The following is a 22,640-nucleotide window of genomic DNA, read 5'->3' as shown; positions in this document are numbered from 1 at the left end:
ATGAATAAAGACATTTTACTTTCAGAATTAAATTACAAAGCGGTAAGAAGTAGTGGTGCTGGTGGACAAAATGTAAACAAAGTTTCTTCTAAAGTGGTTTTGAGTTTTGATTTAGAAAATTCTCAAGGATTAAGTGATGAAGAGAAAGCGTATTTAAAAGAAAAAATTGCTTCAAAATTGACACAAGATTTCATCTTAATTTTAAATTGTGATGAAGACAGAAGTCAAGTAAAAAACAAATCAATTGTTACCAAACGGTTTCTTGGTATTATCGAAAAAGGCTTAACAAAACCCAAAATAAGAAAAGCAACAAAAGCAACAAAAGCCTCTAAAGAAAGAAGATTAAAGATTAAAAAAACCACTTCATTAATCAAGCAAAATAGAAAAAAACCTGACTTTTAGTATTAAGAAAAATGTTTGAAAAAATCTTAATACTTAATACTAAAATCTTAATACTTTCTACTATATTTGCACCGTCTCAAAGGGGTGCTCTAAATATCGAGCTGAGATTATACCCATAGAACCTAGAACAGGTAATGCTGTTTAGGGAAAAGACAAAAGCAAATGTGCACGTTTGTTTGCGTCTGGAGTTTTCAATTTTAATTTTAACCAAAGAATAATTACCCCTTTTATTTGTATAATTTATTTACGAATGAAACAATTATTTGCAAAAAGTACAAAGTTCAAACGACGAAGTACAAAGACTTATTTAAGTCTATTTTCTATTTTCTTTACTCTTTTTTCTTTTTCACAAGAAATAGAAACAGATTCAACAAAAATTACGCAACTAAAAGAAGTTGTGCTAACATCTGTCAGAGCAAAAGAAAAAGATCCTATCACTTTTACCAACATTTCAAAAGAAGAAATTGCTAAACGAAATCTTGGACAAGACATTCCAGTTTTATTAAATTTTCAACCCTCTGTGGTTACAACAACAGACGCTGGAAATGGTGTAGGTTACACTTACATGAGAGTTAGAGGTTCAGATGGTTCTCGAATTAATGTTACATTAAATGGTGTTCCTTTTAACGATAGTGAAAGTCAAGGTACTTTTTTTGTAAACTTACCTGATTTTGCTTCTTCTATTCAAAGTGCTCAGTTACAAAGAGGTGTTGGAACTTCTACAAACGGAGCTGGAGCTTTTGGTGCTAGCTTAAATGTGGAAACAAAATCGTATCAAGAGGAAGCTTATGCTGAAATTGCTAACTCTGCTGGAAGTTTTGGAACAAGAAAACACACTTTAGCATTCGGAACAGGTTTGCACAATAATTTTGAAATAAACGGTCGATTATCACAAATTGCTTCTGATGGATTTATTGATAGAGCTTCTACAAACATGTTTGGCTATTTTTTAAATGCCAATTATGTAAAAGAAAATACTTTAATAAAGTTTTTAGCTTTTGGTGGAAAAGAGAAAACTTATCAAGCTTGGTATGGTCTTGAAGATGAAGAAAAGTTGGAAAATGACAGAACATATAATCTGGCTGGACTTTATTTTGACGAAGATGGAAATGAGCAGTTTTATGATAATGAAACCGATAATTATTGGCAGAACCATTTTCAATTACATTGGTCAGAAAAATGGAATTCAAAATGGAATTCTAATGTTGCTTTACATTATACAATTGGAAAAGGGTATTTCGAACAATACAAAGAAGATGAAAATCTTTTAGAATACAATTTGCCTGATTTTAATGGAATTACAATTTCTGACTTAGTTAGAAAAAGATGGTTGGATAACGATTTTTTTGGAGCAACTGCAAATTTGAATTATGATAATAAGAAGACTAGTCTTCAAATTGGTGGAGCAGCAAATCGTTATTTAGGAAAACATTATGGAGAAGTTGTAAATACTCAATTTTATATTCCTGGTCCAAATCGTTATTATGATAATTTTGGAAATAAAGATGATATAAATGTATACGGAAAAATATCTCAAGAAGTAATGAGTAAACTAAGTGTTTTTGCTGATTTACAATACAGAATGGTTTTCTATCAAGCAGATAGTTTTAGATTTGATGATGTGAATGATACATTTCGTTTCTTTAACCCAAAGGTTGGTTTGAATTATCAATTGAATACTAAAAACATGTTTTATGGTTATTTCGGAATTGCTAACAAAGAACCAAGAAGAGATGATTATGAAAGTGGAAGCACGAAATCAGAACGTTTAAAAGACTTTGAATTAGGTTGGAAATACAATTCTAAAAAAGTAAAAGTAAATACCAATGCCTTTTTTATGGATTACACCAATCAGTTAGTTTTAACAGGTGCATTAAACGATGTTGGTTCACCAATTTTTACTAACAGTGGAAAAAGCTATAGAGTTGGACTTGAAATTGATGCCCAAATAGAGATAACAGATAAGTTATTTTTTCAACCAAATGTAACTTTGAGCCAAAATAAAAATAGAGATTTTTTCTTTCAACGTGATGGACAATTACAAAATCTAGGGGATACTGACATTGCTTTTTCTCCAGATGTAATTGCAGGTGGAAATATTACTTTTTTACCATTAAAAAAACTACAAGTTTCATTATTATCTAAATATGTTGGTAAACAATATATGGGAAATATTGATTCAAAAAATTCTACGTTAGATGCATATTTCATCAATGATTTAAATGTAAATTATGAATGGAATATTAATAAAGGAATAAAATCTATTATCTTTTCAGGTTTAGTAAATAATCTGTTTGATGTTGAATATGAATCAAATGGCTATTTCTATACTTATGATGATGATTCTTCTGGAAGTATTATTACTTATGAAGGAGCAGGATTTTATCCACAAGCTGGAATAAACTTTTTAGCTGGAATGACCTTGAAATTCTAAATACAAAAAAGGGAAGTTTTTAAACTTCCCTTCTTTAATTATAAACCCTAATTATATTTCCATTAACTTCTGTTCGATAAGGTTTCATAGGATAATTTTTTCCTTCAGATAAACCGGTAAACAAACTATATTCAGCATCGTCACAAGGACATTTTGCAGTAATTCCATTTAGAGTCATCGAAGAGCAATCACTTAAAGCTTGATTGGGACAAGCAGCATCAAAAGCAACATAACCACTTCCAGTATTGAAAACAAAAATACCTCTTATTCCAACTCCAGCAGTTGTAATTAGAACCCCATTTCCTGGAAATTGCAGATTACTATAAGTTGGTAAGTTTAAATTTACATTCAAATTTACAGGATAATCTGGTAAAAAAGGATTCTTACTTCCAACACTGTCTTTTTCGCAACCAAAAAAAAGAGGTATTATAAGAAATAGAATATATTTTTTCATTTTTAATAATTTGTGTTTAATCTTCAAATTTATGTTTTTATAACGACTAATAGTCAAAATTATTTCCTAAAAAAGTTACTAATCAAAATATTTGTTATATTTGCATATAGGAATCCCACTCGTATGGGATTTTTTCTATTTTTATAAACGATGAAGTTATGAGTAAAGTATCTTATTACACAGCAGAAGGATTAAAACATTTAAGAGATGAATTAGATCAACTTAAAAGTATAGAACGACCAAAAGCCTCTCAAGCGATTGCAGATGCAAGAGATAAAGGAGATTTGTCTGAGAATGCAGAATATGATGCAGCTAAAGAAGCACAAGGTCTTTTAGAAATGAAAATTTCAAAATTAGAAGAAGTTGTTGCTAATGCTAGATTAATTGATGAATCACAATTAGATTTGTCAAAAGTTTTGGTATTATCAAAAGTAAAAATCAAAAACCAAACTAATGGTATGGAAATGAACTATACTTTAGTAGCTGAAAGTGAAGCCGATTTAAAAACAGGAAAAATATCAGTTACTTCTCCCATTGGAAAAGGTCTATTAGGAAAATCTGTTGGGGAAATTGCAGAAATCACTGTTCCAAACGGAGTTTTAAAATTTGAAATTTTAGAAGTTTCAAGATAATTTTATTTCAATTATTACCAAAACCAAATACCCAAAAGATGGCTTCAATTTTTACCAAAATAATAAACGGAGAAATTCCAAGTTATAAAATTGCTGAAGATGAAAACTATTTGGCTTTTTTAGACGTGAATCCAAATGCAAAAGGTCATACGCTTTGTGTTCCTAAACAAGAAATCAATAAGATTTTTGATATGGATGAAGAACTTTATTTGGGTTTAATGAAATTCAGTAGAAAAGTAGCTCAAGCTATTGAAAAATCTATTGATTGTAAACGAGTTGGCATGGCTGTTGTTGGTTTAGAAGTACCTCATGTTCATGTGCATTTAATTCCGTTGCAAGACATGGATGATATGCGTTTTCAACGAAAAGTAAGTTTAGAAAAAGAAGAATTTGAAACTATTGCACAAAAAATAGCTTCAAATTTAAACTAAAAACACTTTGGTGTAGTTTTTGTTTTTAACTGCATTATGAAATATCTATTTTATTTTTTACTTTTTCAAACTATTGCTTTGGCTCAAGTCAAGAGCATTTATGCAGATGTTGAAAAAACAATGCAAGCTATTCCTGAAAGTCAAAAGAAATCATCAAAAGATATTGCTAATTATATCAAAGGAAAATTCTCCTCAGAAGAATCTCAAATTAAAGCAGCATATTACTACGTAATTTCAACGGTGTCTTATGATGTTAATCATGAATTTACGGTTAATTTGGTAATTTCTGATGACGAAATGGTCTCTAAAACAATTGCTACTAAAAAAGGAGTTTGTATTCATTATGCTAAATTTTTCAAAGATATAGTCACGCAATTAGGCTATAATTGTCAAGTCATTTCTGGATACACCAAAAAAGATAATATTCTTGCTGACCAATCTCATGCTTGGAATGCGATAAAAATGAAAGATGGCAATTGGTATGTTTTTGATCCAACTTGGGATTCTGGATTCAAACAAAATGGCAAATTTGTTAGAAGGTTGAGTTCCAAATATTATAAAACAAAACCACTTTTAATGTTGCAATCGCATATGCCTTTTGATTACATGTGGCAATTTTTAAATTATCCTATTTCAGAACAAAATTTTATAGATGGGAATTTTCAACAAGATAAAAACCAACAAGTTTTTGATTATGACGAAAGTATAAAAACATTTTTAACTCTTTCTGAAAATGAACAATTAGCAGGTTTAAAAGAACGAATGATTCAAACAGGTTATAAAAATAAATTAGCTAAAGAACGTTTTGAAATTCTTAAAAAACAATTGGAAGTATATTCTCTAAACGCAAATGTGAAAGAATTAAATATTATCACAAACAAATACAATGAAGGAATAAAGTTATTAAACGATTTTATTTACTACAGAAACGCTCAATTTCGACCTTTAAAAGAAGATAAAGAGATTTTAGAAATGATTCAAAATCCACTAGATATTTTTGAAGAGTGTAGCGATAAAGTATATAAATTAGGTTTTGTAGGACAAGATAATTTGTATGATTTAAATAAATTTAAAAGAGGTTTAATTGATGTAATTGAACAAACAAAAACACACAAAGCTTTCGTAAATGATTACTTAACAAAAAGTGATAGAGAACGAAAAAAAATGTTTTTAGTTAAGAAATAACATCAGTCTTTTTCAAACTAATTTGCATTGTTGTTCCTTTCCCAATTTCAGATTGAGCTACTTTTATTTTTCCTTTGTGGTATTCTTGAACAATTCGTTTAGTTAGAGATAAACCTAAACCCCAACCACGTTTTTTGGTAGTAAAACCAGGTTCAAAAACTTTTGTAAAAGATGATTTTGGAATTCCTTTTCCTGAATCTGTAACTTTTATACGAACGTAATCTTCTTTTTCTTCGATAGCTAAAGTTAAGTTTCCTTTTCCTTTCATAGCATCAATAGCATTTTTGACTAAATTTTCAATGGTCCAACTATGCAAAGCTGGATTTATAGCTACATTTATTTTTTTATTTGGAGCTATAAATTTAAAATCTATTTGTTTTGAACTTCTGTCTTTTAAATAATCAAAAGAACTTTTTGTTTCTTCAATAATATCTTTTACTTCTAAAACAGGTTCTGAACCTACCTTTGAAAATCTATCGGTTATGGTTTGAAGTCGATTGATGTCTTTTTCAATTTCTTCAATAGTAGAAGGTTCTATATTATCTAATTTTAAAATTTCGAGCCAACCTATTAGCGAAGAAAGCGGAGTTCCTATCTGATGAGCTGTTTCTTTTGCCATTCCTGCCCAAAGTTTGTTTTGGGTTGACATTTTTGTGGCTCTGTAAAAATTGTACACTACGGCTCCAAAAAGAATGATAATCAATAAAAGAGCAATAGGATAATATTTTAGTTTAGTTAATAATGGGGAATTAGCATAATACAACAGTTGATTCTCCATTTGAATGGGTTTGTTCTCTGTTTTTAAATCCTTTAAATAGTTATCAAGTTTGATAGAGTCATTTGAAATTGGCTCATCAATATTAGCAAATGTTATAATTTCGTCATTATCATTTGTAACTATAATTGGAATTGTTGTGTTTGTCTGTTGAATAAAAAGTATTAGATTTAAATATTCGCTTTCATCAGTACTTACAAGTGTTTTTTGAGCATTTGCCCATAACTCCATTTTATTTCTTTCTTCATTTTTAAAAATTTGAAAAAAGTTATAGGTATTCCATAAAATCAATAAAACGATTAAAAAGGAAGATATAATAATAAACCAGCGAGTTGAGTTGCTTCTTTCGGTAAACTGCATGCAATTTTTTTGTTAAAAGTACTAAATTTATAGTAAAGATTTAAGACCTTATTTAAACGATTTTAATCTTAAAAAATTATATTTGTAAAAATGTTATTTTATGATTTCGATTAATCCAAAAGAAGTTTCTCCGGCTAAATTACAAGGATATTTGCAAAGTGCTATTGCACCAAGACCAATTGCTTTTGCCAGTACTGTTGATATAAATGGAAATCCGAATTTGTCACCGTTTAGTTTTTTTAATGTGTTTAGTTCTAATCCACCAATTCTGGTTTTTTCTCCAGCGAGAAGAGTTAGAAATAATACCACCAAACACACATTGATTAATTGCGATTCTACAAAAGAGGTCGTAATTAATATAGTAGATTACGCAATGGTGCAACAAATGTCATTGTCAAGCACAGAATATGCTGATGGAGTTAATGAGTTTGATAAATCAGGTTTAACAATGCTAGCTTCTGAAGTTGTAAAACCCTTTAGAGTTGCCGAAAGTCCTGTACAATTTGAGTGTAAAGTAAATGATATTATTCCTTTAGGAACAGAAGGTGGAGCAGGAAATTTAATCATCTGTGAAGTGTTGAAAATTCATGTAAGTGAAACAATTTTGGATGATAACGGAATGATTGACCAACTTAAAATTGATTTGGTTTCAAGACTAGGAGGCAATTGGTATAGTAGAGCAATTAATGGTTTGTTTGAAGTAGAAAAACCTTTAAGTACTTTAGGAATTGGAGTAGATAATATTCCAGAATTTATTAAAGAAAGTACCTATTTTGATGGAAATGACTTGGGAAAATTAGGCAATATTGAAGCTATTCCAAATGAAGAAGAAATTGCTATCTTTGTAAAAGAAAATTTTGCAGTTAAAGGTGTTTTGAGTTCTGATGATGAAGGTAAAAAACACCAAAAAGCCAAAGAATATTTAGATAATAACGATGCTTTGAGTGCTTGGAAAGTGCTTTTAGCTCAAAAATAAAATGTAATTAGTATGGAAATTTTAGGAAGAGTAAAGGTTATCAACCCTGAACAACAAATTAGTGCAACGTTCAAAAAAAGAGAATTAGTTGTTACTACAGACGAACAATATCCTCAACATATCATGATTGAGTTTACACAAGACAAAACAGATTTATTGAACAGTTATACTCCAGGTGTGCAAGTAAAAGTTTCTATAAATTTAAGAGGTAGAGAATGGGTTAATCCACAAGGAGAGACAAAATATTTCAACAGTATTCAAGGTTGGAGAATTGAAAAAATGCAAGCAGAAGCACCACAAGGGAATGTGGCTCCAATGCCGGCAGCTGATGCTTTTGAACCAGCTTCAAACTTCAATGAAGAAGAGCATGACGACCTTCCTTTTTAATTAGAAATTAAAAAGGAATAATCAAAGAAATAAATTCCAAATTCCAAATAAATAAACATTCAATAATTATGAATGCTTTTTTTGGAATTTGGAATTTTTAATATTGGAATTTTTCTACGATGTATTACGTAACCCAAAAACTTTATTTTCCACCTGTTGAAGAAGCTTCTTATGAAGGTATATTGGCTGTTGGTGGAGATTTATCAACAGAAAGATTACTACTTGCTTACAGAAGTGGAATTTTTCCTTGGTTTGAAGCGGATGAACCTATTCTTTGGTGGTCACCAGCAGACAGAATGGTTGTAAATCCTCACGATTATAAAGTCAAGAAAAGTTTACGAAATATTATTAATCGTGACATTTTTAAAGTTACATTCAATCAAAATTTTAAAGAAGTAATTACCAATTGCCAACAAATAAAAAGAGTTGGGCAAAACGGAACTTGGATAACACAAGATATGATAAATGCATACTGCGAAATACACATAAAAGGCTTTGCTCAGTCTGTTGAGGTTTGGCAAAATGATGAATTGGTTGGTGGTTTGTATGGTGTAGATTTAGGAACTGTTTTCTGTGGTGAAAGTATGTTTTCTAAAGTGCCAAATGCTTCTAAAGTGGCTTTTGTAAATCTGATTGAATATCTAAAAGAAAATAAATATCGTTTGCTAGATTGTCAAGTGCACAATGATCATTTAGAAAAATTAGGTGCTTTTGAGATTTCAAGAGAAAATTTTATGAAAATTTTGACTAGCAAATAAGATTTTATTCTTTGATTTTCAGGTTAGTACAGAATAATTGATTTTTTTGGCATAAAAATTGGTTTTGCTACTAGATAATAACATTAAAATGTAAATATCATGGAAACGAAAGCTTTAAAAATCGGAAATCAAAACTTGGTCAAAATGTTATTAATAAGTTGCTTATTTGTGTTTTCTTTACAAACTCAGGCTCAAAACATTTCAGTCGGCATAAATATTAATACAACTCCAAGGGAAACAGTTCGTTATGTTGAGGTAGAATCTCCTTCTTATTATTACTACCCAGAAATTGAGACCTATTTTGATATAAATTCTTCCGTTTATATTCATTTTTCGAATAATAATTGGGTGAGAACTAAATATTTGCCTGCTCGTTACAGAGAGTATGATGTAAGACGAGGACAGCGTGTTTTAATTGATTACAGAGGAACAAAACCTTATAATCATTATCATGAACATAAAGTGAAGTACAAATGTAAACCTTATAAAAAAGGAAAGAAGATTAAAAATAAGAAAAGAAAATAATTAAAAAAGGGAACATACTAATGTTCCCTTTTTTAATTAGATATTCCTACTAAAGCAATTCATTACATGATCATTAACCATTCCGGTGGCTTGCATTTGAGCATATATAACTGTTGAGCCCACAAATTTAAAACCACGTTTTTTTAAATCTTTACTAATTGTATCAGAAAGTGGAGTAGTTGCTGGGACATCTTTTAATGTTTTTGGTTTGTTGTCGATTGGTTTTCCATCCACGAAATTCCAAATGTATTTTGAGAAACTACCGAATTCTTTTTGCACTTCAATAAAAGCAATTGCATTTGAAATAGTAGCTCTGATTTTTAATTTATTTCTGATAATTCCTTCATCTTGCAATAAAGTTTCCACTTTTGTTTCGTTGTATTGGGCTATTTTTTTATAGTCAAAATTATCAAACGCTTTTCTAAAATTTTCTCTTTTAGCCAAAATAGTATACCAACTCAAACCAGCTTGAAAGGTTTCTAAAATAAGAAATTCAAATAATTTATCATCATCGTAAATGGGTTTTCCCCATTCGTTATCGTGATAATCTCTGTATAAATCATCTTTTTCGCACCAAGTACAACGGTTTTTTTGTATCATTTTTGCTTATTCTCCATAATATTCATCTTCATAACCACCATACATATCATATGAATCATTTAACTTTTGGTATGTGGCACGTGGATGATTTGTATTAATACTTTCGTCAATCACGGATTTAATATAGGGTTCAATTTCTTTTTCCTCAATAATTGTTTTTGAACGTAATTTTTTAAAAGCTTGTGGATTTATTTTTCCATCTTCCATTACGAAAGCAATTCCGGCAATTTTTTCTGCATTTTTATTGTATGAATCTTCATCTATATCCACAATTTTGTAGAAGAAATAATGAATTTCTTTTTTGTCTTGTTTAATGATTCTTTTTTCTAAAAAGGTAACTTCGTCTTTGTCTTTTTTCAAATCATCAAAATATCGCATTCCTGATAAAGCAATTGTGTCTTCTTCGTGTTTGTTTAATTCTTCTAGTTCTTTTGTATGATGCAACATTTGAAAGGCCACAAATTTTGTCTTAGGTTTTGCCATCAATTTTTCAATGGTTTTTTTGTCTACTTCATTGTTTTTGTCCAGTTGTATTTTGGCTAGACCAATGGTCACATTATCTACATCAAGTCTGTCTACTTTTGTATATAATTCAGCTACAGCTTTTTCTTTTTTAAACGGATAAAGTATGTTTAAATAGCTTATCAGTTCTTCAGTTGGAGCATAACTTCCATCATCATAATAACCATAACCATCATCTTCTTTTATGTTTTGTTTTTGTTTCCAGCTCAAAACACGTTTGTATTCTAATTTGGCATTGGTTAACAACATTTTCTTGTATGATTTTAGTTTCTTTGGGTTACCCAAATTAGATTCAATCAACCTGTTTGTGAAATCAATAATCGGTGTGTGATATTCATTTACACTATAAAATTGAAATACATCTGGGAATAAGACTTGACTATTTTCAATGTCATATTCAAAAGTGCTAAATAAGCTCGACACCTCATATTCGTTGTCGGAAAGCGGTAAATCGTACTCAAGTAACTTTCCTATAACTTTGTAGGCTTCTTTATTTTTCTGATTGGTTAATGCGTTGAGAATGGCAAATTGAATAGAAGTAGTAACATCTTCTTTTTTGTAAATAGCTTCTAAATAAGGAATTATTGCTGGATCTTTTATTTGTCCAATTTTTTCATAAAGAGCTACAAGAGTTTCATTTTCGTCTTGTTTGAATTCAAAACCATCTAAAAATTCTTTTACTTGAGGTAAATCTTCTTTTGATATGTCTAAAAAGTAAACCGATTTTAAAGCAGAATATCTTATTGTGTCATTTTCGCTATAAGCATCAGCTACAAAATATTTGAATTTATTTTCAAAAACAGATGGTGTAATAATGGTATCAAAAGGTTTGAACGAATTAAATGTTTTTTCCACAAAAGCATCGTCGTTCTTATAGTCTTTTTCTACTAACGTTTTCATTAAATAAGACATACCATCTTTAAAAACAGCTTTGTATTTAATGGCTTGATTTGAATTGGGTTTTACAGCCATAACATTCATTTCATGAACCGTTTTATCTGCGTTTGAAGTTAATTTTTCATCAACTAACTCAATTTTATTTTTATCTTTTTTGTTGAAACCAAGCTCTTCATCCCAACGCGAAATGTTGTAACTTAATTTTTTCTTTTTATGTGATTTTTCATTGATAAGATCAGATGGAGTTATATCACCAGCAACCATTTCTACATTAACATCAACCATTTCTACAGCTTCCATTGCAGTATCATAGCTGTCATAAGAAGTACTAGCAAAGTCAGATTTAATGTGTTCTCTAAATTCTTTCCAAACGGAATCCAGATTTTTCTCACTATCATATTTGTGGTATTGATAAAATGAAAGTTCTACATCTTTACCTGTTGGAGACATGAATGAAAAAGCTTTCGATTTAACTTTGAAAATATTTTCTTTCTTCTGATAGCTGTTATACTCTCTATCAAATCTGAAATCTAAATATTCATTTTGTTTTTTTGGAATTTCTACGGAAAACATCGCTGTACTATCAACATAAATTCTAGTTTCAACTTCAGCATTTAATTTTTTGGTTGTAAATGAATTGAAAAAAGCATCTGTTTTACTTTTTGAAGCTCCCACAGTTCCTAAAAGATAATATTTGCTTCCATTGATGACAGATTTTAAATAAATATCTTTAGAGCCAATTCTAGATTGTGAAACAAAACTCATCTTATCTTTGTTAAAAGAAGTATTCGTTGAATCAATATCGTGTTGGTTATAAAATTCATATTGAATTCTTTTCAATTCAAACTCCGTGTCTTCTAGATTTTCATTATCACCAAGTGTTTGTTCTTCAATGAAATAATTTGATTTTTCAGATTCGTCATAAGCTAATAATTTTATATCAGCATACTGTTTGTCAAAGTCTTTATTTCCTTCAGTGATATAATACGAAGGGACTTCAACTTCAAAACCACCTTTTTTAGGAATAAATTTTTCTGTACTATTTTCATTTGACTTCAAAACAATATTATCAAACACAAACGATTCGTATTGACGAACATAATCTCCTTCACCACCCATAATTACTGCAATAATTTCAAGAGGTGTGATGTAATATCTGTAACGTTGAGCATTGTTAGTTTTGGTTTTACTTTTTATATCATAAACCAAATAATTTTTTTCGTTATAGAATTTTTTGTCTAAAATTTCACCAGGAATATTTTCGTAGAATAAACTGTCTAAAGATTTATGATTAAACAAAGTATTGTCTTTTGAAATAAAGTCCTTTAAAAGACTTCTTTTTACATTAATATAACCACCATTGGCTAAATCTGGTGATTCGAAATTTTCTCCATTTTCTAAAACTAATTTATAAAGTGGTAATGAAAGCATTCCATCTGTTGAAGTTTTAGTCTCAAATTCAGGTTTGATGAAATATTCTTCTATTTGTTTTTTGGTTTTTCGTCCTTCATCAGTGTATTCTCCAAAAACTGGTTCCACTTTATATCCTTTTGCTCTTAGAGCTTCAATAACTCCATTTTTTCCAGGTAGATGTGCTGCTCCAATTGCTGCAAATAAGCTTCCAGTCTTCATGATAGAATCCATACTTTTCACCATGTCTTTGTTTCTATCATATAACATGGCTTTTAAATAGGTTTCTGAAGAAGATAAAACCGTTAAAGAATCTAACATGTCTAAATCCTTTTCACGATAGTAATCCATCATGGCTTCGTTATAGTTTTTGTTTTTGAGAAGCTTTTTTAATTTTTGACGATTTTCTTCAACATCTTTTGGTTTTACATTGGCTTCAGCCTTCATGATGTTGATTGTGGAAGACTTTACATCTTCTAAGCCCAATGTTTTTTTACCATATTTTCTTCCAGTTCTATAAATAAACATATCAAGATAAGTGTCTTCTTGATAATCTTTGTTCATTTCATTAGTTCTTGAAAGTAGTCCAATTAAATTATAATTTGTACCTCTAAACAAAGGATATAAATCTTCTTTTTTGGGTTTTGTGATGTAGAAATTGCTATAAAAAGCACCGTATCCATAATTGCTACCATACATTCCACTAAAAATGTTATACAAATCTGACCAAGTTGTTGGATCACTTTCATTAGCAACCATATCAGCTTCCATAAGATGTTTAAAAAAAGCATCTGATAAATGATAAGAGACTTTTTCACTTACATGCATGGAGCCGTATACATAAGAGTTTTTTTGAAGGCCATTGCCACTAATTTCCCAAAGAAGACTTTGATATTTTTTTTCTTGTGCTTGTGTGAAACAAACAAACAAAAGTGCAATCAGTATGATTTTTTTAGACATAAAAAATATGATAAATGTATATGATAGTATTTTTCAAATATATGGAATTTTTAAAACATTGATTAAAATAAAAAAACCTTAATTCTATAACGAATTAAGGTTTTTAAAATTGTGAGATTCTGAAACAAGTTCAGAAAATGTATTATCCCAAAGCAACTCTTTTGAATCCTGTAACTGTTAAATCTGGATTAACAGATTTTACATAGGCAGCAACACTCATAGAGCCGTCTTTAATAAAGTCTTGGTTTACTAAAGTATTATCTTTAAAGAAACGGTTTAATTTTCCTTTTGCGATATTATCTAACATTGCTTCTGGTTTTCCTTCAGCACGTAATTGATCTTTAGCGATTTCAATTTCTTTTTCAATAACAGCAGCATCAACACCATCTTCGTTTAACGCGATTGGGTTCATGGCAGCAGCTTGCATAGATACATTTCTTGCAGCTTCTTCAGCACCTTTAACATTAGCAGATAATGCAGTTAATGTAGCGATTTTGTTACCAGCGTGAATGTAAGAGCCAATAAAAGCTCCTTCCAATCTTTCGAAAGAATTGATTTCAATTTTTTCTCCAATAACTCCAGTTTGCTCGATTAATTTGTCAGCTACAGTGATTCCGTTGAAATCAGAAGCTAATAATTCTTCTTTAGTATTAAATTGTAATGCTTGATTAGCTAAATCAGTAGCTAATTTTACGAAACTTTCGTTTTTTCCTACGAAGTCAGTTTCACAGTTTAATGTGATAACAACACCAGCAGTATTGTCTGCATTAACAACAGCAATTGCAGCACCTTCAGTTGATTCTCTATCAGAACGATTAGCAGCAACTTTTTGTCCTTTTTTTCTAAGGTTTTCGATTGCTAAATCAAAATCGCCATCAGCTTCAACCAACGCTTTTTTGCAGTCCATCATACCTGCACCAGTGATTGTTCTTAATTTATTTACGTCTGCAGCAGTAATTGTTGCCATAATAATTTATTTTTTAATTGTAAATTTAAAGTCTTAAACTATAAAAATCCAAATCCCAACTTTATTAAAATATCAATTAATTGATGCTTTATTGGAATTTGGATTTTATAAATTCTGAATTTTTATATTATTCTTCTGTTGAAGTTTCTTCAGCTTTAACTTCTGCAACTGGTTCAGCTGCTTCTGTTTTTTTTGCTTTAGGAGCTTTTTTTACTTCTTTTCCTTCTTCTTGATCTTCACCATCAGAAGTTCTTTCAGATAAACCTTCAATAAGTGCACCAGTAACTAAAGATAAAATTTTATCGATTGATTTTGAAGCGTCATCGTTTGATGGAATTACATAGTCTACTTCACGAGGATCAGAGTTTGTATCAACCATTGCGAAAACTGGAATGTTTAATTTGTGAGCTTCTTTAATTGCGATATGCTCAGCTTTAACATCAACTACAAAAAGAGCAGCTGGAAGTCTAGTCATGTCAGAAATTGAACCTAAGTTCTTTTCTAATTTTGCTCTAAGACGATCCACTTGTAATCTTTCTTTTTTAGATAACGTCATGAAAGTACCGTCTTTCTTCATTCTGTCAATAGAAGCCATTTTTTTAACCGCTTTTCTGATAGTAACGAAGTTAGTTAGCATTCCACCTGGCCATCTTTCAGTGATGTAAGGCATGTTTGCAGCAGCAGCTTTTTCTGCTACGATGTCTTTAGCTTGTTTTTTGGTAGCCACGAATAGTACTTTTCTACCTGAAGATGCAATTTTTTTCAAAGCTTCATTAGCTTCTTCAATTTTTGCAGCTGTTTTATATAGGTTAATGATATGTATACCATTACGCTCCATATAAATGTAAGGAGCCATGTTTGGATCCCACTTACGAGTCATGTGTCCAAAGTGAACACCTGCTTCTAATAATTCTTTAACGTCAATTTTGTTTGCCATTGTGTAATAGTTTACGTTCCGTGTTATAGCAATCTTCAAGTAGTCACTTGCGTTTGTCTTGAAAATTTAGATGCTAAACTAATTCCCTTTTTTAATTGAAGGAATATCGACAACTGTGTTTTAAATTCAATTTTGTTTATGCTGAAATATTTTCAGCATCTTTTGTAATCATTCGATACAACTTGAAATAAATCGAGTTCTCTTCGAAAGATACTGAAACAAGTTCAGTATTAACGTTTCGAGAATTGGAATTTTTTTCTTGCTTTTTTCTGACCGAATTTTTTACGTTCTACCATTCTTGGATCTCTTGTAAGTAATCCTTCTGGTTTTAGGATAGATCTGTTATCTTCTCCAACTTCGCACATAGCTCTTGCAATAGCCATTCTTACAGCTTCTGCTTGTCCTGTTGAACCACCTCCATAAACGTTTACTTTTACGTCAAAGTTTGTTGCATTTTCTGTCAAAGACATTGGCTGCATAACTTTGTACTGTAAAGTAGCTGTTGGGAAGTAAGTTGCAAATTCTTTTTTGTTTACGGTAATTTTACCTGTTCCTTCAGAAACATAAACACGTGCCACAGCACATTTTCTTCTACCGATTTTGTGAATAACTCCCATTACTTAAGATCGTTTAGGTTAACGGTTTTAGGTTTTTGAGCTCCATGAGTATGCTCAGCACCTACAAATACATTTAAATTTCGGAATAATTCAGCACCTAATTTGTTTTTAGGTAACATTCCTTTTACAGCTTTTTCTACTAATAATGCAGGGTTTTTTTGTTGCATTACTTTAGCAGTTAAACTTCTTTGTCCTCCTGGGTAACCTGTGTGACGAATATATGTTTTTTCGTCTAGCTTGTTACCAGTCAGGTTGATTTTTTCTGCATTGATAACGATTACGTTATCTCCACAGTCAACGTGCGGTGTATAACTTGGTTTGTATTTACCTCTTAAAAGCATTGCAACTTTTGTAGATAAACGACCTAAGTTATGACCTTCAGCATCTACAACAACCCACTGTTTATCAACTGTGGCTTTGTTTGCTGAAACTGTCTTGTAGCTTAATGTGTTCACAATAATTTATTTTAATTAAACATTCCATTCCCTTCCGATGGTTCGGGTAAGGGAGTGCAAAAGTACAATTATTTATTATATTACCAAACACCTAATGCAATATTATTTATATTGTATATGAAGTAGTTATAATGTGGCAATATATTTTGAGAATTATATTGTGATAATAAAATATTTAATTTTATTGTGCTCAAGTTCAAAATGTTATTTAAAAATCACTAATTTTACCTTTTTAACAAGTTATGAAAGTAAAAGCCACATTAAAACAAATTGCGAAAGAACTAGGTGTTTCTGTTTCTACAGTATCTAAAGCACTTAGTGATAGTTCAGAAATTAGTGAGAGTACTAAAATTAAAATTAAAGAATTTGCTGCGTTAAAGAATTATAAACCTAATAGTATAGCAAAGAATTTAAAAAATCAACGTACTAACACTATTGGTGTAATTATACCTAATATATTAAATCCCTTTTTTGCTAAAGTTTTTAGTGGAATAGAAAAACGTGCTCTTGAAAGAGGTTATAATGTTATCACTGGGATTTCTAATGAATCTCAAAAGAAAGAAGAGCAAGTGATGGAAATGCTTAATAATGGAACTATCGATGGTTTTATTATTTCACTTGCTGAAGAAACTCAAGCGGAAAAAAAATATACTCATATTAAAGACATTCTTAATAGTGGAACTCCTATAGTTATGTTTGATAGAGTTGCTGATGAAATAAAATGTGATAAAGTTATAGTCGATGACTTTGATTCTGCTTTTAATGCAACAAATCATTTAATAAAACTTGGTTGTAGAAAAATTGCGTTACTCTCTACTATCGATAATGTTAGTGTTGGTAAACTAAGATTAGAAGGTTTTAAGAAAGCTATTAAAAGTAAAAATCAGATTATTGATGAAGAATTAGTTATTCTTGAAAACAATCTTGAAACTTTTGAAGCTAAATTAAAAGAGTTGTTATGTTCAAAAAAAATTGACGGAATATTTGCTTTAAATGAGGTTGCTACAACTACAGCATTTAGATTGGCTTTAAAAAAAGGTTTTAAAATTCCGGATGAATTAAATTTTATTGGTTTCGCTGATGGAGTTTGGTCAAAAAGATTAACTCCAAGCCTTTCAACAGTAAGTCAACATGCTCCAGAAATTGGAATAAATGCTGCAGATTTACTAATTGACAGACTTGAAGATAAATCTAGCAAAGAAATTCCTGAATATAAAACGCTTGTGATTAAGACAGAATTACGTCAGAGAGAATCCACAAAGAAAATTTAAGTTATTCTTTAATAAATTTAAATTTTTGCCCACCTTGTTTTAAAATAAGTTGATTTTCTTCAAAATCCATTTCAATTCCTGCGGTTTGAAATATGAATTCAGTTTCACTCTTAGGTGTTAATGGAAAAGAACTTTGTCCGGTTGCTTGTGCAATTAATTCACCATCTTTTACAGTAATATTAATTTTTAGCGGAATATCTTTAGAAGCATAAGTTCCAACATATTTCTGTAAAACAGTATTATCTATTTTGTCAAAATTTGGAAAAGGGAATGGAATTTTATAATAAATGCTTAAAATACCAATCATAATATCATTTCTATTAAAATTATCGCCATTAACAATCAATGAAACCGCTAAATTATCATTAGGATAATAACCAACCACAGATCTAAAACCTTCAATTCCTCCAGTGTGACCATAAAATTTTCGTTCTCCAAAGGGAAATTGCATCAAAGCCATTCCGTAACCATCTTTTAATTCTTTCATTTGAGTTAAAGAATTACTCTTGACTAATTTTCCATTCAATAAACTATGCATAAAAAGTGTTAAATCATCAGGTGTGGAAACTATTTCTCCTGCAGCAAAAGCAACATCTTTTCCCCATTCAGGAATTTTCTCCCAAGTTGAGCCATTATATATATAGGAATAGCTTTCTTTATCTGAAGAGTTTACTTTGTCTGTTGGATAGTAAGTGTTTTTTAAACCTAATTTTTTGATAATTCTATTTTCTACATTTTTTTCATAGGATAAATTAGTAAGTTTTTCAATAATTCCACCTAGTAAATAATAATTTGAATTGCTGTATAAAAATTGTGAACCTGGTTCAAAAATAGATTCGTAATTAGTTATTTTATTGTAAATAACATCTTTTAAATTATCACTTGCAAAATCTTCCACAGAAAGAGAATCTTGATTGATATAATCTAGAATTCCTGTGCGATGATGCAATAAATCATAAATAGAAATTTTATCGGCATTTTGAACTTTCGGATAAAACTTGGTCAATTTACTTTCTAAACGCAATTTTTTTTCTTCAATCAATTGCATTATAATTGTTGCTGTGAATGTTTTAGTAATAGAACCAATTTTATATTTGGTAGTATTATCAGCTTTTATTTTTGCATCAATATCAGCAAAACCATAAGCTTTTGAAAAAACAACCTCATTTCCTTCTCGTAAGGAAACAGAACCCATAAACTTATTGTTGTCGTTTAGATAAGTCAATAAACTATCTAATCTTTGGAAACGTTCTTGAGTGAATCCAATAGTTGTAAATAAAATAAAAAGTATTACTATTTTTTTCATGTTTAATTAATTATTCCACAAACACCATTTACACAACCTACTTCTGATGGAGGACTTGCTAAAGAACAATCTGAGATTGCATTGGTTTGTATGTTGTATTGATTTTCTAATTTATTGTAATTTTCAACTTTGTCAGATAGATAAACTAAATCAACAGCGTTTGAAAAAACTAAATATTCCCATGGACCACCACAAGGTTTTGAACCAAAAGCTATGAAATCACAACCAATGGATTCTTGACAAGGAAATGATGCTATATAATCTAGTATTTCTTGTTTTTCTTGATTTAACTGAAGTTTAAGAGTATTATTTTTATTTTCTTCAACATCTTTTTCACATTGAAAGCTTTGAAATAACAATAGAATCGCAAATAATTTAAATAAATGTTTCATAATGTTTTTATTTATAGATGCAATTATTCTCCATAAGTTGCTTTAATATACACTCTAATGCGCTTCTAACCAATTTTTGCCTAAACCTAAATCAACTGTCAAAGGAACATCTAGCTTAAAAGCATTTTCCATTTCACTTTTGATTATGGGCTGAATTTTTTCTAGTTCATCATTGTAAACGTCAAAAACCAATTCATCGTGTACTTGTAACAACATTTTTGATTTCCAGTTTTCAGCAATTAATCGTTTATGAATGTTAATCATAGCAATTTTTATGATATCAGCAGCACTTCCTTGAATGGGTGCGTTTACTGCATTTCGTTCTGCACCACCACGAACCATTGCATTGGCTGAATTGATGTCTTTTAAATAACGTCTTCTCCCTGAAATTGTTTCAACATAACCGTTTTCTCTCGCAAAATCAACTTGTTCTGACATATAAGCTTTTAATTTTGGATACGTTTGATAATAAGCGTCAATTAAATCAGCAGCTTCTTTTCGAGATAAATCAGTTTGGTTACTTAATCCAAATGCTGAAACACCATAAATTATACCAAAATTGACTGTTTTAGCATTACTACGCTGCTCTTTAGTAACTTCCTCTAAAGGTACATTGAATACTTTTGAAGCTGTTGAGCGGTGAATGTCTTCATTATTTTGAAAGGCTTTAATCATGTTTTCTTCACCAGATAAAGCGGCAATAATTCGAAGTTCTATTTGAGAGTAATCGGCTGCTAATAAAGTATAATTTTCATCACGAGCAATAAAAGCTTTTCTTATTTGTCTTCCTCTTTCTGTTCGAATTGGAATGTTTTGTAAATTAGGATTGTTTGAACTCAAACGTCCCGTTGCGGCAACCGTTTGCATATAATCTGTATGAACTCTACCTGTTTTTGCATCTACCTGATTTGGCAAAGCATCCACATAAGTGTTTTGCAACTTAACCATTTGTCTCCATTCTAAAATATGACGAACGATTTCGTTGTCTTTAGCTAAATAACTTAAAATTTCTTCACCAGTCGCATATTGACCAGTTTTGGTTTTCTTTTGTTTAGCTCCTCCAATTTTAAGTTTGTCAAATAATATATCTCCTAATTGCTTTGGAGAAGCTAAATTGAAAGTTTCTCCAGCAAATTCATATATTTTTTGTTCTAAAGCATTGCTTTCTTCTGCTAATTGTTTTGACATTGTTTTTAGAAAATCAACATCTAAATTGATGCCTTCTTTTTCCATATCAGCCAAAACTTCAACCAAAGGAATTTCGATTGCATCAAATAGTTTTTTGGTTCCAACTTTCTCCAAAATAGGTTGGAAATGTTCTTTCAATTGAAATGTAATATCAGCATCTTCCACAGCATATTCTTTTACATCTTCCAAAGGAACATCTTTCATTGATTTTTGATTCTTACCCTTTTTACCGATTAAATCTTCAATGCTTTTTGGACTATATTTTAAATAGGTTTCACTCAAAACATCCATGTTGTGTCGCATATCTGGATTAATCAAATAATGTGCAATCATGGTATCAAATAGTTTTCCTTTTACAGTAATGTTGTAATTAGAAAGTATTTTTAAATCATATTTTAAGTTTTGACCAATTTTTTCAATCGCTTCATTTTCAAAAAATGGTTTAAGTTTCTCAATAAGAACTAAAGCTTCGTCTTGATTTTCTGGAAAGGGAACATAAAATCCTTTTCCTTTTTCGTACGAAAATGCAATCCCGACTAATTCAGCATTTAAAGCGTCTAAACCAGTGGTTTCAGTGTCAAAACACACGGAAGTCTGATTTAGTAAATTTTGAAGTAATAATTTCAAAGCCAAATCACCTTGAACTATTTGGTAAAAATGTTCTGTATTTTCTAATGTGGCATAAAATGAATTTGTACTTGAACTATCATTAGAATCATCAGAAAACCCGAATAAATCCATTTGTTCTTCATTTTTTGGAGCTACTTTTTTTGCTGGTTTTGGAGTTTCACCATTGGCAGGAAGATCGTTTGTGTTTATTTCATCATATTCACTTCCATCTCTAAACATTTTGTCAAATTGTTCTTGCATTCTTCTGAATTCTAATTCCTGAAAAATAGCTTCTGTTTTTTCCACATCAGGTTTTGAAAGTTCAAAATCACTTTCATTGAAAATTACAGGACAATCGAGTAGGATGGTAGCTAATTTTTTTGAAAGTAACCCCAATTCTTTATTGGCTTCAATGTTTTCTTTCATTTTACCTTTGAGCTCATGAGTGCTCTCTAGTAATTTTTCCATAGAGCCATATTGCGCTAAAAATTTCTTGGCTGTTTTTTCTCCAACACCGGGTAAACCTGGAATATTATCAGCAGAATCACCCATCATTCCTAAAAAGTCGATTACTTGTAAAGGATGTTCAATTTCGAATTTAGCTTTCACTTCTGGAATTCCCCAAATTTCTATTCCGTTACCCATTCTTGCTGGTTTGTACATGAAAATATTTTCAGAAACTAATTGGGCAAAATCTTTATCTGGAGTTACCATAAAAACTTGGAAACCTTCTTTTTCAGCTTGTTTAGCAAGTGTTCCAATTAAATCATCGGCTTCAAAACCAGCTTCTTCCATAATTGGAATGTGCATAGCTTTTAATAATTCTTGAATATAAGGAATAGCTATTTTAATAGCTTCTGGAGTTGCATCTCTGTTTGCTTTATATTCTGGAAACATTTCATTTCTTAAATCGCTTCCTCCTTTATCAAATGCTACGGCTAAATGGTCTGGTTTTTCACGTTTAATCACATCCATTAGAGAATTCATGAATCCCATTATGGCTGAAGTATCCATTCCTTTTGAGTTTATTCTTGGATTTTTTATAAAGGCATAATACCCACGAAATATTAATGCATAAGCATCTAAAAGGAATAAACGTTTTTGTGACATGATTTTGAAATTTATTTTAAAACGTAAAAATACAATTCTTTATGAATATCACTTTGTTAAAATTGATTAAATAAATAGTG

21 protein-coding genes and 1 riboswitch are annotated in these 22,640 nt (G+C 30.2%); of the genes, 10 read left to right on the top strand and 11 right to left on the bottom strand.

Going from position 1 to position 22,640, the window contains the following annotated elements:
- Together arfB and AABJ49_RS08115 are read left to right on the top strand one after the other, a co-directional pair.
- Complete coding sequence (gene arfB / locus AABJ49_RS08120; protein ID WP_338377778.1) at positions 1–402, top strand: alternative ribosome rescue aminoacyl-tRNA hydrolase ArfB; 402 nt, start codon at positions 1–3, stop codon at positions 400–402.
- A gap of 70 nt (positions 403–472) precedes the next feature.
- Positions 473–568: riboswitch (TPP riboswitch) on the top strand.
- Positions 569–652: 84 nt separating this feature from the next.
- Positions 653–2,836 (top strand): TonB-dependent receptor, encoded by a 2,184-nt coding sequence (locus tag AABJ49_RS08115; RefSeq protein ID WP_338377777.1) that lies wholly within the window; start codon positions 653–655, stop codon positions 2,834–2,836.
- Positions 2,837–2,870: 34 nt separating this feature from the next.
- Here the strand turns inward: AABJ49_RS08115 and AABJ49_RS08110 are convergent, their stop codons facing one another.
- Entirely contained in the window at positions 2,871–3,290 is a 420-nt protein-coding gene (locus AABJ49_RS08110) for a hypothetical protein (protein ID WP_338377776.1), read from the bottom strand.
- Between the two features lie 158 nt (positions 3,291–3,448).
- Between AABJ49_RS08110 and greA the strand changes: the two genes are divergently transcribed.
- From greA to AABJ49_RS08095, 3 genes are read left to right on the top strand one after another with little or no spacing between them, the layout of a single operon-like run.
- Positions 3,449–3,922, top strand: a complete 474-nt coding sequence (gene greA / locus AABJ49_RS08105) for a transcription elongation factor GreA (protein WP_338377775.1) — start codon at positions 3,449–3,451, stop codon at positions 3,920–3,922.
- A gap of 38 nt (positions 3,923–3,960) precedes the next feature.
- Complete coding sequence (locus AABJ49_RS08100; RefSeq protein WP_338377773.1) at positions 3,961–4,353, top strand: HIT family protein; 393 nt, start codon at positions 3,961–3,963, stop codon at positions 4,351–4,353.
- Positions 4,354–4,389: 36 nt separating this feature from the next.
- Positions 4,390–5,538, top strand: a complete 1,149-nt coding sequence (locus AABJ49_RS08095; protein WP_338377771.1) for a transglutaminase domain-containing protein — start codon at positions 4,390–4,392, stop codon at positions 5,536–5,538.
- Here AABJ49_RS08095 and AABJ49_RS08090 read toward each other — a convergent pair.
- The gene (locus AABJ49_RS08090; RefSeq protein ID WP_338377769.1) at positions 5,528–6,673 is read right to left on the bottom strand and encodes a HAMP domain-containing sensor histidine kinase; all 1,146 of its coding nucleotides are present in this window, start codon (positions 6,671–6,673) and stop codon (positions 5,528–5,530) included. The genes AABJ49_RS08095 and AABJ49_RS08090 overlap by 11 nt on opposite strands.
- A 100-nt stretch (positions 6,674–6,773) precedes the next feature.
- Between AABJ49_RS08090 and AABJ49_RS08085 the strand changes: the two genes are divergently transcribed.
- The 4 genes from AABJ49_RS08085 (at position 6,774) to AABJ49_RS08070 (ending at position 9,319) form a co-directional block, all read left to right on the top strand.
- Positions 6,774–7,649, top strand: a complete 876-nt coding sequence (locus AABJ49_RS08085; RefSeq protein ID WP_338377767.1) for a flavin reductase family protein — start codon at positions 6,774–6,776, stop codon at positions 7,647–7,649.
- 12 nt (positions 7,650–7,661) lie between these two features.
- Positions 7,662–8,036: a DUF3127 domain-containing protein gene (locus AABJ49_RS08080; protein ID WP_338377765.1), complete on the top strand. Its 375-nt coding sequence runs from the start codon at positions 7,662–7,664 to the stop codon at positions 8,034–8,036.
- 119 nt (positions 8,037–8,155) lie between these two features.
- A complete protein-coding gene (gene aat / locus AABJ49_RS08075; RefSeq protein WP_338377763.1) occupies positions 8,156–8,794 on the top strand; it encodes a leucyl/phenylalanyl-tRNA--protein transferase in 639 nt (212 codons plus the stop codon).
- Positions 8,795–8,893: 99 nt separating this feature from the next.
- Entirely contained in the window at positions 8,894–9,319 is a 426-nt protein-coding gene (locus AABJ49_RS08070; RefSeq protein WP_338377761.1) for a hypothetical protein, read from the top strand.
- A gap of 36 nt (positions 9,320–9,355) precedes the next feature.
- On the opposite strand, the gene AABJ49_RS08065 is transcribed toward AABJ49_RS08070, so the two are convergent.
- The 6 genes from AABJ49_RS08065 to rplM form a co-directional block, all read right to left on the bottom strand.
- Positions 9,356–9,919 (bottom strand): DNA-3-methyladenine glycosylase I, encoded by a 564-nt coding sequence (locus AABJ49_RS08065; RefSeq protein WP_338377758.1) that lies wholly within the window; start codon positions 9,917–9,919, stop codon positions 9,356–9,358.
- A gap of 6 nt (positions 9,920–9,925) precedes the next feature.
- Positions 9,926–13,708, bottom strand: coding sequence for a TraB/GumN family protein (locus AABJ49_RS08060; RefSeq protein WP_338377756.1), 3,783 nt, complete (start codon positions 13,706–13,708; stop codon positions 9,926–9,928).
- A 142-nt stretch (positions 13,709–13,850) separates the two neighbouring features.
- Positions 13,851–14,675, bottom strand: coding sequence for a translation elongation factor Ts (gene tsf, locus AABJ49_RS08055; protein ID WP_338377754.1), 825 nt, complete (start codon positions 14,673–14,675; stop codon positions 13,851–13,853).
- Between the two features lie 127 nt (positions 14,676–14,802).
- Positions 14,803–15,612 (bottom strand): 30S ribosomal protein S2, encoded by an 810-nt coding sequence (gene rpsB, locus AABJ49_RS08050; protein ID WP_338377752.1) that lies wholly within the window; start codon positions 15,610–15,612, stop codon positions 14,803–14,805.
- Positions 15,613–15,842: 230 nt separating this feature from the next.
- Complete coding sequence (rpsI, locus tag AABJ49_RS08045; protein ID WP_338377750.1) at positions 15,843–16,229, bottom strand: 30S ribosomal protein S9; 387 nt, start codon at positions 16,227–16,229, stop codon at positions 15,843–15,845.
- Entirely contained in the window at positions 16,229–16,684 is a 456-nt protein-coding gene (rplM, locus tag AABJ49_RS08040; RefSeq protein ID WP_338377748.1) for a 50S ribosomal protein L13, read from the bottom strand. Before rplM ends, rpsI begins: the two co-directional genes overlap by 1 nt.
- Positions 16,685–16,926: 242 nt before the next feature.
- Between rplM and AABJ49_RS08035 the strand changes: the two genes are divergently transcribed.
- Positions 16,927–17,955, top strand: coding sequence for a LacI family DNA-binding transcriptional regulator (locus tag AABJ49_RS08035; RefSeq protein ID WP_338377746.1), 1,029 nt, complete (start codon positions 16,927–16,929; stop codon positions 17,953–17,955).
- Between the two features lies 1 nt (position 17,956).
- Here AABJ49_RS08035 and AABJ49_RS08030 read toward each other — a convergent pair whose 3' ends face one another.
- Genes AABJ49_RS08030 through polA form a run of 3 tightly spaced genes read right to left on the bottom strand, consistent with a single transcriptional unit; the run spans position 17,957 to position 22,563 of the window.
- On the bottom strand, positions 17,957–19,261 hold the full coding sequence (locus AABJ49_RS08030; RefSeq protein WP_338377744.1) for a serine hydrolase domain-containing protein: 1,305 nt from the start codon (positions 19,259–19,261) through the stop codon (positions 17,957–17,959).
- Between the two features lie 2 nt (positions 19,262–19,263).
- Positions 19,264–19,653 carry a hypothetical protein gene (locus tag AABJ49_RS08025; RefSeq protein WP_338377742.1) on the bottom strand — a complete coding sequence of 130 codons (390 nt, stop codon included), beginning with the start codon at positions 19,651–19,653 and terminating at the stop codon, positions 19,264–19,266.
- A gap of 54 nt (positions 19,654–19,707) precedes the next feature.
- The gene (gene polA, locus AABJ49_RS08020) at positions 19,708–22,563 is read right to left on the bottom strand and encodes a DNA polymerase I (RefSeq protein WP_338377839.1); all 2,856 of its coding nucleotides are present in this window, start codon (positions 22,561–22,563) and stop codon (positions 19,708–19,710) included.
- Between the last annotated feature and the right edge of the window lie 77 nt (positions 22,564–22,640).

Source organism: uncultured Flavobacterium sp. (assembly GCF_963922255.1).
Lineage (GTDB): Bacteria > Bacteroidota > Bacteroidia > Flavobacteriales > Flavobacteriaceae > Flavobacterium.
Note: the sequence above shows the minus strand (reverse complement) of the source record. Positions and strands in the feature narration are given on the sequence as shown.